Source organism: Cohnella yongneupensis, assembly GCF_042655785.1.
In the GTDB taxonomy this organism is placed as follows: Bacteria; Bacillota; Bacilli; order Paenibacillales; family Paenibacillaceae; genus Cohnella; species Cohnella yongneupensis.
Map to the genome: position 1 here is coordinate 12,197 of NZ_JBHSNC010000052.1, position 13,709 is coordinate 25,905.

Below are 13,709 nucleotides of genomic sequence, written 5' to 3' on the forward strand. Positions count from 1 at the left end.
AAGCAAGTATAAAAACTACATACAATAATCCACGGAAAGAGGTTTTCCTATGACGAAGCAAACGAATATCGTCCCCGTCGTCGTCGGACTCATGGTCGCCTTGTTCATCGGAGCTCTGGACGTAACGGTTGTCAGCACCGCTTTGCCGGACATCGTCGATGATCTGCAAGGAAGAAGCTTGATTAGCTGGGTGTTCGCGATTTATACGCTGACAACCTGCGTAACGACGCCGATCTTCGGCAAGCTTACCGATCTGTACGGCCGTAAAATCGTTTTTGCGATCGGGATCATCTTGTTCGTCCTCGGCTCCGCGCTCTGCGGATTCGCGGGTTCGATGGTGTCCCTTATCTGGTTCCGCGCCATTCAAGGTATCGGTGCAGGCGCGCTTAATCCCGTTTGCTTCACGATCGTCGGCGATTTGTTCACGGGCGAGAAGCGCGGCAAAATGATGGGACTGTTCGCATCTGTATGGTCGGTCGCCGGCTTGCTCGGACCGCTCGTCGGCGGATACTTCGTCGACCATGTAACTTGGCAGTGGATCTTCTTCATGAACATCCCGCTCGGGATCGTCGCTTTGGTGCTCGTCAATGGATTTTTGAAAGAGTCGTTCGAGAAAAAAGCTAAAAAGATCGATTACTGGGGCGCGCTAACCTTTACGATCGCGGTCTCCGCGCTGCTCTATGCGCTGTTAAGCGCCGGCGAGAAATACGCATGGGATTCTCCCGTCATTATCGGCCTGTTCGCTGTAGCGATCGTATTCCTTGCGCTGTTCTTCCTAATCGAGGCCCGTACGGCGGAGCCGATGATGCCGCTCGCCATGTTTAACAACCGGGTCATGAACGTGTCTAACTTGAGCGGCTTCCTCGCCTTCAGCATCGTTTCCGGGGTTATGATCTACGCTCCGATCTGGATTCAGTCGGTGCTCGGACATTCGGCGACCAGCTCGGGTCTCACCGTTATGCCGATGTCGATCGCTTGGCCGATCGCCTCGACGGTAGTCGGTCGCCTGATGTACAAAATCGGCGTCAAAACGAGCGTCATGTTAGGCTCGTTCGTCGTTATCATCGGATGCGCATGGATGGCGGACCTGCAGTTGGACTCCCCATACGGATACTGGGTCGGTATACTGGTGCTGCTCGGCTTCGGAATGGGCTTCATCACGACGCCTTCCACCGTCATGGTTCAATCGGCAGTCGGCTGGCAAATGCGCGGCGTGGCTACTGCCACGAACTCGCTGTTGCGCTCGCTCGGACAGACGGTCGGCGTCGCTATATTCGGCACCATGTTCAACCACTACGTGACGACCGGATCCCCTGTTGAACTCGTCGATGCGATGCATGTTATTTTTGTCGTATTCGGCGTTATCGCCGCGGCTAACCTGCTAACGCTCGCGTTCTTGCCGAGTCACCGTCAGGTCATGGCTCAACAAGCTTCCTAAGAGAATCGATAGTACGCCAGACATCAAAGCCTTCTCGGCCGTTTCCTTATCGAAAGCGGGCGGGAGGGCTTTTTTTGTGCGCTCTTCGATGGCAAGTAAGTTTGATAGGATCCTGTAATTGCAATTCGCAAACGGTTGACACACAATAAGAACGGAATGTTTACGAGGCTAACGAGGAGGGCTATGTCGTGGGGAAAACCGCTTGCGTAACCGGCGCGGATCGCGGATTAGGATTGGCGCTGACGAAGGGGCTGCTGGAGGAGGGTTATCGGGTTGCCGCCGGCAAATACGGATCGGACGACAGCGATGCGCTCTCCGAATTAAAAGGGCGTTACGGCGACAGGCTGCTGACCGTACGGATGGACGTCTCAAGCGATTCAAGCGTGAAGGAAGCGGCGCGATCGATCGCGTCTTTCGCGGACAGCATTGATTTGTTGATCAACAATGCGGCTATTCTTGGCGATATTTCGAGAACGGTAGACGACGAGTTGGATTACGAAGAGATGTTGCGCGTATTTAACGTGAACGCGCTAGGAGCGTTGCGCGTGAACAACGCATTGCTGCCGCTTATCCTTCGGTCGACGCTCAAATTCATCATGAATATTTCGTCGGAAGCAGGCAGCATCGGAGACTGTTACCGGAACAACTGGTTCGCCTACGCGATGTCCAAATCCGCGCTTAATATGCAGACCGCGCTGTTGCACAACCATCTCCGGGATACCGGAGCCCTCGCGCTGTCCGTGCATCCGGGATGGGTTCAGTCGTATATGCAAGGCAAGCTCGACGCGGGAGCGACGTACACGCCGGATCAAGCGGCCGGTCATTTGATCGCGCTCGCGCGTTCTCCCGAGCGATTCCGAGCGGATAAGCCAATGTTCGTAGATTTGTTAGGCGATCCGTTACCTTGGTAGAAGTAGAGTCATAGAAAAAATTCGCTCCGACACGACCGTTCGACAACATTCTCGCTTACGATCTCCTATAATCGTCAATAGAGGCGCTCATTCTCGCGAAGATGAGGTCGTTAGACGATATGATAAAAGGAGATGCATGCACATTGATTCAACTGAAACTGGAAGACGTGTTGCGGCAGGCTAGCGAAGAATATCATCTGACAGGTCGGGAACGAGAGATTATGAGTTACTGGATGAAAGATTTCAATTACCGCGAGATCGCCTTGAAGCTTGGCATTAGCCAGAACACGGTCAAGGTGCACATCTCGAGAATTAACTTGAAGCTGAACGTCAATTCCAAAGCGTCGTTGATTCTGAGAATTATCGGCGCATAACTTCACAATATGCGATATCAAAACACCCGGCTCGCGAAGCGATGACTAACCGTCATAGGCTTCGCGAGGCGGGCTTTTTTTGCGTTCAATGTTTATGTCGAACAGACTCGATGTAATCCCTAGGGGTTAATACCGCAGCATACTTACAAGTGGGACTAGGATATGGTTAAATAGTCATGTGATACGTAATGTAGCAAATCATCTGAAGGAGTGCTTCCGGATGCAGAAGAGGCGAAGAAGCCCGAAAAAAAGAAATGCTCCGGCCATTGTCGGGGTTTTTGTCGTATTGGCGGGCATTGTAGGAGGCATATACGTTTGGGAGCCTTGGAATAAACCGTGGTTTCAACTGAAAGAAATCGGTCAGGAAAAAGCTATCGTACAACAAAAAGCGGATGACTCACCAAATAAAGAGATACAAAATGTATTGGGTGCCGCAATGAAGCCGTTAATCGTTATAACGGGTACCGCATCCGTCTCCGCGAACGAGAAACCCGTGTTCGATGCGTTGAACGGACTGACGATCGGACCGAAATCTTATTTCTCTTTGAATGAATCGTTCAAGCAGGCGCCTAAGGCAGCCCGTAACGCGGTCAAGGAAGACAGTTACAGCTATATGGCGTCGTTGCTCTACGAAGGGGCGGTTACGCTTGGCATGACGACCGGGGAGCGCCAGCTACATGAGTGGCTCCCGGACTATGTCCGACCAGGCTTCGACGTGTTCGCCCAGCCGGATGGCAACGATCTCACCCTATACAATCCGACTAAGTATTCAGTTAATTTGCAAATCTCGTATGCGGGAGACAAGCCAGCGCTACGGTTCGAAGCCGAAGGCGACGTCAAATGGGACATTCAACAAGCGACCGTCCGGCAAACGAGTTACGCGCCCGAACGAATGGTGGTCGAGGACGCATCGGCGGCGGTCGGCAGCGTAAAGACGCAAAGCGAGGGCGAGCCGGGCATGCTCGTGGAAGTCCGCACAGGCGGTAAAACGGTATCGCGCGATTTCTATTTGCCTCAGCCAAGCGTCATCGTTCAGGGACCTGCATCCCCGGACAATGCGGAGACGCAAGCGGGTCAGGGCGACGGAATCGTCGATGTCGGAACTACGGAGTAACCGGAACTGAGGAGCGATCATCATGAAAATCGGGGAAATGCTCGTTAAGAGCGGCCAAGTCAGCCCGCACCAGGTCGAGGAAGCGATGCGTAACCAGAAGACGACCAAGAAGCGATTGGGCGAATTGCTCGTAGACATGGGGGCGGTCTCGGAGCGTCAACTGGTCGACACGTTGGCGGTTCAACTCGGCTTGCCCGCGGTGAAGCTGTACGAGGTGCCGATCGACAGGAGCGTACTGCTGTCGATTTCCGAAGCGATAGCCCGCAAGCATTGCCTTGTACCGATTCAACGAGTGAACGGCAAAATCCGGGTAGCGATGGCGGATCCCCTCAATTACGAAGCGCTCGAGGAAGTACGGATGCTGACGGGATCGATGATCCAGCCCGTCATAGCCGGACGAACGGAAATCGAGAATACGATTCGCAAGATGTACCGGCTCGAAGATACGATGAACGAAATTTTGGGCGAGATCGATCTCGTCACGGCCGTCTCTCCGGAGGAGGAGCCGGACGAGCAATCGGCTCCCGTCGTGCGGCTCGTTCATCAGATCATCCAGTCGGCCGTCATGCAGCAGGCGAGCGACATCCATATCGATCCGCAAGAGAAACAGGTCGTCGTCCGGTTCCGGATAGACGGCGTCCTGCATATCGAGAAGGTGTTGCCGAAGGCGATGCAAAGCGTTCTGACCGCTAGGCTCAAAATCATGTCCAAAATCAACATCGCCGAGCGGCGGTTGCCGCAGGACGGACGCATCCATCTCCAAGTAGAGCGCAAAGTTATCGATATTCGCGTATCGACGCTGCCTACGGTGTACGGGGAGAGCGTCGTGCTGCGGATACTCGACCAATCCGCGGGCATCAAAAAAATAATCGATCTCGAGTTAAGCGAAATGAACGAACGGCAATTCCGCCGAATGATCCGCAAGCCTAACGGGCTTATTTTAATCAGCGGACCGACGGGCAGCGGAAAGACGTCGACGCTCTATTCCGCGCTAGGCGAGCTGAACATACCCGACGTCAAGATCGTAACCGTCGAAGATCCGGTGGAATACAACCTCGAAGGCGTCTCGCAGGTGCACGTCAATGCGCAAATCGGATTGACCTTCTCGAAGGGACTACGGTCGATCCTGCGGCAGGACCCGAACATCGTCATGGTCGGCGAGGTGCGTGACGTCGAGACGGCGGAAATCGTCGTTCGCGCTTCGCTGACCGGGCATCTCGTGCTGAGCACGATACATACGAACAACGCGCTTAGCGCCGTGCACCGAATGAGCGACATGGGGATAGACCGCTATTTGATCGCGCCGTCCCTCGCTTGCGTCATGGCGCAGCGTCTCGTCAGAAAAGTATGCCCCGTCTGCTCGCAGAAGGTTCCGGCGAGAGAAGACGAATACCGTTTGTTCGAGTTGAGCGGACTAACGCAGGGCGATAACGACAACCTCAAGCTGACGAAGGGGAAAGGCTGCGGCGCGTGCAACCAGTCCGGTTACTCCGGAAGGTTGGCCATTCACGAGGTGCTCGTCGTGGACGAGGCGCTTCGCCGGATGATCATCCAGAATCAGCCCGTCGAAGCGATGGAGCGGCACTTGAAGGAGGGCGGCTTCCAGACGATTTTGGCGGATGGATTAACCAAAGCGCGGCAAGGCTTAACAACCGTCGAGGAAGTGCTCAAGGCGGTATCGGATGAATAGAGCGACCGGTGAGAGGGTGAAAGGACATGCCTAATTTCGTGTATGAAGCGGTTAACGATAATGGCAAAAGAATCAAGGGACAGCACCGGGCGACGAACAAGCAGACGGCCATTCAGGAGCTCAAGATGCGAGGGTATGCGATCCGCAGCGTGATGGAGAAGGACGCGTCGGTATGGAGCAACGACCTGAATTTCGGCAGAGCCGTCAAAATGGAGGATTTCGTCTCGTTCTGCAGGCAGTTCGCGACGCTTGTCCGAGCGGGCATCCAGATCGATCGTACGGTCGAGATTTTGGCCGAGCAGACGCGCTCGAAAAAGCTGAAGCAGTCGCTAGAGGACGTGCTGGAGAACGTGCGCTCCGGCTTTCAGCTGTCCAAGGCAATGGCGGCTCATCCGAAGGTGTTCCCGGAAATGTTCATTAACATGATCGAGTCCGGGGAAGCGGGCGGCCACTTGGACGAAGTGCTCGACCGGATGGCCGAGCATTACGAGAAGGAGCACAAGACGATCGCCAAGGTGAAGTCGGCGATGACGTATCCGATCATCCTGACGATAATCGCGATCGGCGTCGTTATTTTCCTATTGGTCAAAATCGTTCCGACGTTCGTGAGCATGTTCGAGGATCAGGGCGAGAAGCTGCCGTTGATTACGCGGATTATTATGGGCGCAAGCGACTTTGTGTTAGGCCAATGGTGGCTCCTCCTTATCATCGTCGTCGGACTAGTGCTTCTTATCAAGGCGCTTACCAACAACGAGAAGGGCAAGTTTTACGTGGACAAGCTCAAATTCAGCATCCCGATCTTCGGAATCGTATTCAAAAAATCCGCGATCGCCAGAATGGCGCGCACGATGTCATCGCTATACACGAGCGGCGTCAACGTGCTGCAGTCGCTCGAAATTACGAGCCGCGTTGTCGGCAACCGCGTGTTGGCGCAAGTGTTGGACAACTCCAGATCGAGTTTGCAGCAGGGGCGGCAGCTGTCCGAGCCGTTCGCCCAGAGCAAGCAGTTCCCGAGCATGGTCATCCAAATGATCATCGTGGGAGAAGAGACCGGGCAATTGGACAAAATGCTCGGCAAGGTGGCCGACTTCTACGAGGAGGACGTCGACCGTAGCGTAGACCAGCTGAAGGCGGTCGTGGAGCCGCTCATGCTGCTGCTCGTCTCGGTCGTCGTCGGCGTTATCGTAGCGGCGGTCATTACGCCTATGTTCACGATGTATCAGAACTTCTTGAAGTGATCGGATTCGGGAGCTTGAGGGGGGGTGAAAAGCAAGTTGAAAAAAGTAGAGGAGGTTAGCAGAGTGCAACACATCGGAACGAATAGAGAAGAACAATCGGGAGGGAAGCCGGAAATGAAAGAGTTGTTTAAGAAACGCAAGGGGATTCTGGGGAATCAAAATGGGCTGACATTGATCGAGTTGCTCGCGGTAATCGTTATCCTGGCGATTATTTCCGCGATTGCGATTCCGGCGATCGGCGGCATCATTAACAGCACGAAAACGAAGACGCATGAGGCTAATGCGCTACTTATTATCGATGCTGCAAGATACTATTCAATAAATGCACAACCAACTGCACCTATCAGAGTTTCTTTAGCAAAGTTAAACACTGACGGATTTTTAGAAGATATCCCGTTGAACCCATCTGTTAAGGGAGCAACATATGATCCTCAATCATTCGTATTCATTACAAAAACAGGTGAAAAGTATAGTTATGCGATCACGCTTGCAACGGATGATTCCAATGCTTCTTCAGTCGGAGCCTATATTACTGGATACGGGTCCGATACAACCGCAATAACCGAACAAAGCATCAAGATCGGAACTCCAGCTACGATCGCAATTCCAACAGGGACAACTCTATTGTAATAACCCAGACACATCCCGCCCATTTGGGCGGGATGTGCACCCCTACCATACAGCCTGACCCTAAGGGAGGTTCACCCCCATGTTCGGCAACAAACCTAAAGGCGGTTACGGCCTCCAGATCACGGATGAGGAATTGCGCATCATTAACTTGGCCGCGACGTCCAGAGGCGTGAAGCTAAAGCTGCATCACAGCGAGCCTCTTATTCTCAGCTCGGTGCGGGACGGCAGAATACTAGACGAGGATGCCGTCGCCGGCAAGCTGCGGTTCGTCGCCGCGCGGCTCGGTCTGCAGGGCGCCAAGGTGCATCTGTCCATACCGACGTCTAGCACGGTGCTCCGCAAGTCGGTGTTCCCGGTCATGAACGACAAGGAGCTGCGCAACATGATCGACGTCGAGCTGAACAGCGGCACGACCATGCCGTTCAAGGAGCCGGTATTCGATTACTTGAGGCTCGGCCCGGCAGTTAACGAAGAGGTAGCCGCTGCAGCGCAACAGCCGAAGTCGAAGGGCCGCAAGCAAGAGGAAGTTCTTATTATCGCAAGCCCGTCGAACGTAGTGGAAAGCTATGTGCGAGTCGTCGAGCAAGCCGGGATGAAGCCCGCGACGATCGAATTGGCGCCGTTCGCCTCGCTACGTTTGTTGCTTGCTTACGCGGGGCAGATCAATCAACCGTTGTCCGATCGCATCATCGTCTTGAACGCGGAGAACGGCCACCTAGAATTCAGTATTTTCGTGGATGGCGTGCCGGTATTCCTGCATACCGTCGCCGAGCTGAGCGCAATGGACGCCTATGCCGGAGCGGCAACCGAATTAAGCCGGATCCTCTATTACTTCACTTATACGATCTCGGCAACGCAAGAAAAGATTAAAGAGATTTACGTGCTGGGCGCATCGGATTGGGTAGAGAATATGCCTGCCAAAATCAACGAAGTGTTCGACGGCTCCGTCTATACGATTCCGATGGACCAATGGTTCATGGAGCCGAACGATGTGATTCAATCCTACGCTGTACCGATCGGGTTAGCGTTGAGAGGTGCTTAAGACGATGAAGCCCGCCTATTCGAATCACCCTATGGCAATCAATATCAATTTGATACCCAGACAAGAGACGCAGCGCAACATCCCTGCTTTACCGATCGCGTTGCTTACCGTCGCCCTTGGCGCTTCCTTAGCGCTCGGCTGGCTCTGGTACGACTCGCATAGCCGGTTAGCCGACGCGAAGCTGGCGCTGGAACAAGCGAACGAGAGCGCGAGCAAGCTTCAGGAAAGCATGACCGCGAGGCCGGCAAGCGGCTCGATCAAGGCTACGCTTGCGCAGCCGAAGTCGCTTCGCGAAGCGGTGCCGCCGACGACGCAGGTGATGGCAGAGTTGACGGAGTTGCTCCCCCTCTACGCGAACATTACGCAGCTCGAAATGAGCAGTGACGGCCATTATAAGCTGTCTGCCCGGTTCTCTACGACCGAAGCGATCATTACGTTCCGACAATCCGTAGCGAAGTCCGACCATTTCGCTATCGTCAACATGGCCGCGATCAACAATATGGAGACTACGCCTGAGGCGGCGCAAGACGCGTCGGCCGTTCAGCCGGGTTCTCTCCCGATCTACCAGACTTCCTTTGATCTGCAATATACGAACTTAGACAAGGGAGGTCAGTGACCATGCAGGAGCTTCGCAGCCTTAAAGGGCAGATCTATGCGATTATCGTCTTTTTGTTGTTGCTCATCGTCGCATACATCTACCTCGTGCAGCCGCTTCGCAAGGACATCGACGACGCGAAGCAGGAGCTTGCCGGCACGAATCAAGAGATTGACGCTTTGGAGAAGGCGCAAGAAACCCAGGCCAAGCTGTCCGGCTCCGATCGGATCGCGCTGGATATCGCAAGACGAGCGGTACCCGAAGCACCCTACGAGGACAACGTCATACGGGATATGCGCAGGTTGGAAGTCGTCAGCGGCATGAACATGAAGCAGTACAATATTTCCGCCGGAGCGCCGGCATCCGCGGCAGCGGATAACGATGCGAATAGCGATGCGGCGGCGAGCATCGTTCAAACCGTTAAAATCGAAACGAGCTTCGTTGGCGAATACGGGCAGATCGATGCGCTCTTCAAGGAGCTGGAATCGCTCGATAGAGTGTATCGCGTGAATAAGCTGTCCTTCAACCGCACCGAAGGCAAATTCGTTCAATTGAACGCTACGCATGAATTGATCGTCGCGAACGTCGCGCTGGAAGCTTATTTTTCGCCTACGTTAGTCAATCTGCAACAACCGTCTAGATTGGATTACTCGCCAGCGGACGGCAAAACGACGCCATTCTATTGATGAGCAGGGGAGGCGATAAGCCATGACGATACACGAGACGGCTGAGCGGGCCTTATCGGTCGACGATTTGCTCCGGCACGCCTATGAAGCCAAAGCGTCGGATCTGCACATCAATGCAGGCACGGTACCGCTGATGCGGCTTCACGGGAGCCTGTCGCCGGCAAGCGAGCGCATTCTTACCGCTCAAGACACGCAGTGGATAGCGGAATCGCTCCTCAGCGAAGAGCAACTGGACAAGCTTGGGGAATCCGGCGAAGTCGACTTGTCCTACGAGATAGAAGGACTGTGCCGGTTCAGGGTGAACGTATTCCGCCAGCGCAAAGTGATTAACCTCGCGTTCCGGTTGCTGATGACGGTCATCCCTACGCTCGAGAAGTTGAATTTGCCCGCCGTCGCCAAGGCTTTCGTCGCCAAGCAGCGCGGCCTCGTGCTCGTCACGGGACCGACCGGCAGCGGCAAGTCGACGACGCTTGCCGCGATGATTAACGAAATCAACGAGCAGTACAACAAACACATTATTACGCTGGAAGATCCGATCGAGTACATGCACACGAGCAAGCAATGCCTTGTCGTGCAACGAGAAATCGGGACGGATACGCTAAGCTTTGGCAACGGGCTCCGCGCCGCGTTGCGACAAGATCCGGACGTCATTCTCGTCGGCGAGATGCGCGATTTGGAGACGATCCGCACGGCCATCACGGCCGCGGAAACCGGACATTTGGTATTCGGCACGCTCCATACGCCCGATGCGCCGCAGACGATCGACCGGATCATCGACGTATTCCCGACCGATCAGCAGGGTCAAATCCGCGTGCAGCTCGCGTCCGTGCTCATAGGCGTTTTCTCCCAAAGGCTTATTCCGAGGAAGGATGGCACGGGAAGAGTGATGGCGCTGGAAGTGCTACTCAATACGCCGGCTGTCGCTAACCTCATTCGGCAAGAAAAAATTTATCAAATCAAATCGGTCATTCAGACGAATCGCCAGCTCGGCATGCAGTCGATGGCGGCCAGCATCCAGGAATGGATCGCATCGGGAACGGTGCACAAGGACGCGATGAAAGAGTACGACATGACCGTCGGCGAGGCGTAGTCCGCTTGCCGGCGGCAATCCCTTTATAGGCGCTTTTCGATAACGACGACAACAAGACCCTAAGATCAGGGCATAGCCAATACAAGGTACAAGAGCGGAGGAACAAAAATGAACAAAAAATGGCGGCGTATCGTCTGGCTTGCGATGGTCGTGCTGTTGACGGTTCCCCTCGTCTCGGCGCAGGCGGCGACCGGTCCGAACTGTCTACAATTGACCGGCAGCGTGTCCATCAGTCCGAACAACCCGACGGAGGTCGATTTGCGCGAAGCGATCAATCTCAACTTCTCGATTTATCCCGGCGGCAGCTATACGGAGACGAAGCCGCGCGCGCCGGTCAATCTCGTACTCGTGCTTGACCAGTCGCAGAGTATGGCGTGGGGGATGAACTCGGATTCGAATCCGGGTCGGAACGAAAAGTCTCGTCTAATTGTGTTGCAGGATTCGGCCAAATCGCTCGTCGACAGCCTGAACAAGCTGAAGGACGGCAGCGGTCAGCCTTATCACGATCAAGTCGGCATCGTCACGTTCAGCGACAACAAGGATAAAGCGACTGCTGTGAGCGGTCTCGTCGATGTGTCTACTACCGCGAACGCAACTAATTTGAAGACGAGCATTAGCAATATCCAAGCGAACGGCAGTACGCTGATCAGCGCCGGCATCGATATGGCGCGCACGATGCTCACGGACTCCACCGGCAAATTCAAGCCGAACTCCTTCATCGTACTCGTGACGGACGGCTCGGCGAGATACTACAATCCGGCGAACGAGACGAAAGCTCGCCAAGAAGCTTTGACCTCTGCAGGCAAGCTTAAAAATGCAGATGGCACGTTCGGCATTCGGGCCTATACGATCGCGCTCGGACCGTCCGGCGTCGACCACGATCTGCTCGTGTCGATCTCGACGACGTCGGGCGGCCAGAAGTACAACGCGACGGATGCATCCCAACTGACGAGCGTCTTTACGCAAATCCAGCAGATTATAGCCAAAGAATCCACGATTACCAACGTTACGCTTACGATGGACCTACCGGCCGGCTTCGTACTGGCGAACAATTCGAATCCGAACGTAACGCTGGTCGACGGTAAGCTTAGCATCAAGCTTGACGATATTCCATACCCCTACACGGTCAGTTCGATCAGCGTGCCGATCGCGATCAAGCAGACGGCGACAAGCGGCAGTTGGACGTTATCCAACGCGGATCTCGATTACTTCAACGCGTGCAAGTCCGATGACAGCACGCTCATTCCGATCAACAAGACGATTACGGTACTGAATACGCCGACCGTGACGGACAGGTGGGGCAACGTGTATGAGTTGAATCGATTCGATGATGTGACCAGGTATAAACTGGGTGATTTCAACAGCCCGCAATGGAAGTTCTCGAAGCCGAGCACCTTAGGCAGCTATGAACCGGTGAACTTTAATGCCACCACGCTATTCAAGAACGACACGACCAACCATTCACAGGTGCATATCGAATATAGCAATGGAACGAGCAATAAGGGCGAAGCGAATATCGACCTGACGCCGAAGGCTCCGAGCAACCTCACGATCAAGGACGCTAACAATGCGACGATCTCGGATTCGAACTGGAAGAAAGGCCCGGCGACCTACACGGCTTCGTATTCGTCGTCGTCATCCAGCGTGCAAAGCAATCTGGATACCGTCGCAGTCAAGAAGGGCAGCACCAACTCGACCGCCAGCGTGACGAAAGTGAACGAAGATTTCTACGCGAATTACATTGCGGGCTTCCAGTATCAAATCAATACGGGCGGCACCTCTTGGAACACAGGACCTATCTCGCAGTCGGGTTCTTATACCGTGTACGTGCGAGGGGCGACGGCCGCCATTACCGGTGATCCGAACAATTGGATCGGAGGCGCGACCAAGTCGCAGGCGATCAAGTTGGACATCGATCCTCCGAATGAAATTCCGTTGGCCACCGCTTTCTCGCAGACATACGGACAATACGTTTATACGCTCGGACTGTTCAGCGACGCGCCGAACGGCAGCGGGTTGACGCAGTCGAACAACAAGGATTACGTCCAGCAATACAAGAACGGAAGCGCGACGAGTCAACCGAAGCGATACGAGAACGAGTCGTTCAACATCGCGACGGCCGACGCCAAGAACAAAATATACAAGTTTCGGCTTACGGACGGTGTAGGCTGGTATAAGGAGAAGTTGATCGACTTCTGGCCGATGGACGACACGCCTCCACTCGCGACGCTGGAAGCGCCGCCAACTACGAAGATGGCTTCCAAAGTTATTAATGTTACGGTTTCCGATCCTGACAGCTACATCAAGGTCGCAGAAGTGTACTTGGACTGCAATCCGAAGTACGCATCCTGCACGAAGACAAAAGGCGACGACTTCACGGGATCGGGCAAGACGATGCCTTCTAATACATCGTATACGATCACTCTGACGACGGGCTGGCACCAAATAATTACTAAAGTCACGAATGGAGACGACGACGTCACGTGGGCGGAGCAATACTATTTAATTAATCCGGGACCTTCCGGATCGATCAAGACCGATTATGACCCGAGAAAGACTTCGACGACCCCGGTCATCGCATGGGTCGAATTCGACGAAGTCATCGTTGCGGGCAAGCCGTTTACGATGCTCGACAGAACGCAGACGAACGGACTGAGTACGGATAGCATTGGCTATCCGATCAAGGTCACGCGATTGGATTACAAGATTCAGTCCAATAGCACGGCACCTCAGCCGAGCAACGTGAGTACGAATCTCGGCGCCAAGAAGTTTCGAGTGAAGAGCGAGGGCAACAACTACGTCTTCGTCATGCTGACAGATACGAATGGGAATACATTTGTCACCCCTTATAAGCTCATCAAAATTAAGTACAACCAACAAAGGTACTAAGAAGGGAAGTAG

The 13,709-nt window shown here is 54.2% G+C and carries 12 protein-coding genes; all 12 read left to right on the top strand.

The window, feature by feature from the left end:
- Positions 1 to 49: 49 nt before the first annotated feature.
- The 12 genes from ACFPQ4_RS17510 (at position 50) to ACFPQ4_RS17565 (ending at position 13,697) form a co-directional block, all read left to right on the top strand.
- A complete protein-coding gene (locus tag ACFPQ4_RS17510; protein ID WP_378113173.1) occupies positions 50 to 1,438 on the top strand; it encodes an MDR family MFS transporter in 1,389 nt (462 codons plus the stop codon).
- 188 nt (positions 1,439 to 1,626) lie between these two features.
- Positions 1,627 to 2,349, top strand: coding sequence for an SDR family NAD(P)-dependent oxidoreductase (locus tag ACFPQ4_RS17515; protein WP_378113174.1), 723 nt, complete (start codon positions 1,627 to 1,629; stop codon positions 2,347 to 2,349).
- Between the two features lie 143 nt (positions 2,350 to 2,492).
- Positions 2,493 to 2,723, top strand: a complete 231-nt coding sequence (locus ACFPQ4_RS17520) for a response regulator transcription factor (protein ID WP_378113175.1) — start codon at positions 2,493 to 2,495, stop codon at positions 2,721 to 2,723.
- Positions 2,724 to 3,159: 436 nt separating this feature from the next.
- Entirely contained in the window at positions 3,160 to 3,837 is a 678-nt protein-coding gene (locus ACFPQ4_RS17525; RefSeq protein WP_378113176.1) for a VanW family protein, read from the top strand.
- 22 nt (positions 3,838 to 3,859) lie between these two features.
- Complete coding sequence (locus ACFPQ4_RS17530) at positions 3,860 to 5,527, top strand: GspE/PulE family protein (RefSeq protein WP_378113177.1); 1,668 nt, start codon at positions 3,860 to 3,862, stop codon at positions 5,525 to 5,527.
- A gap of 26 nt (positions 5,528 to 5,553) precedes the next feature.
- Positions 5,554 to 6,765 (top strand): type II secretion system F family protein, encoded by a 1,212-nt coding sequence (locus tag ACFPQ4_RS17535; RefSeq protein ID WP_378113178.1) that lies wholly within the window; start codon positions 5,554 to 5,556, stop codon positions 6,763 to 6,765.
- A gap of 24 nt (positions 6,766 to 6,789) precedes the next feature.
- On the top strand, positions 6,790 to 7,395 hold the full coding sequence (locus tag ACFPQ4_RS17540) for a prepilin-type N-terminal cleavage/methylation domain-containing protein (protein ID WP_378113179.1): 606 nt from the start codon (positions 6,790 to 6,792) through the stop codon (positions 7,393 to 7,395).
- Between the two features lie 79 nt (positions 7,396 to 7,474).
- Complete coding sequence (gene pilM / locus ACFPQ4_RS17545) at positions 7,475 to 8,437, top strand: type IV pilus biogenesis protein PilM (RefSeq protein WP_378113181.1); 963 nt, start codon at positions 7,475 to 7,477, stop codon at positions 8,435 to 8,437.
- Positions 8,438 to 8,441: 4 nt separating this feature from the next.
- Positions 8,442 to 9,053: a hypothetical protein gene (locus ACFPQ4_RS17550; protein ID WP_378113182.1), complete on the top strand. Its 612-nt coding sequence runs from the start codon at positions 8,442 to 8,444 to the stop codon at positions 9,051 to 9,053.
- 2 nt (positions 9,054 to 9,055) lie between these two features.
- Positions 9,056 to 9,718, top strand: a complete 663-nt coding sequence (locus tag ACFPQ4_RS17555) for a hypothetical protein (RefSeq protein WP_378113183.1) — start codon at positions 9,056 to 9,058, stop codon at positions 9,716 to 9,718.
- A gap of 22 nt (positions 9,719 to 9,740) precedes the next feature.
- Positions 9,741 to 10,808 carry a type IV pilus twitching motility protein PilT gene (locus tag ACFPQ4_RS17560; RefSeq protein ID WP_378113184.1) on the top strand — a complete coding sequence of 356 codons (1,068 nt, stop codon included), beginning with the start codon at positions 9,741 to 9,743 and terminating at the stop codon, positions 10,806 to 10,808.
- A 108-nt stretch (positions 10,809 to 10,916) separates the two neighbouring features.
- Complete coding sequence (locus tag ACFPQ4_RS17565; RefSeq protein ID WP_378113185.1) at positions 10,917 to 13,697, top strand: vWA domain-containing protein; 2,781 nt, start codon at positions 10,917 to 10,919, stop codon at positions 13,695 to 13,697.
- Positions 13,698 to 13,709 lie beyond the last annotated feature (12 nt).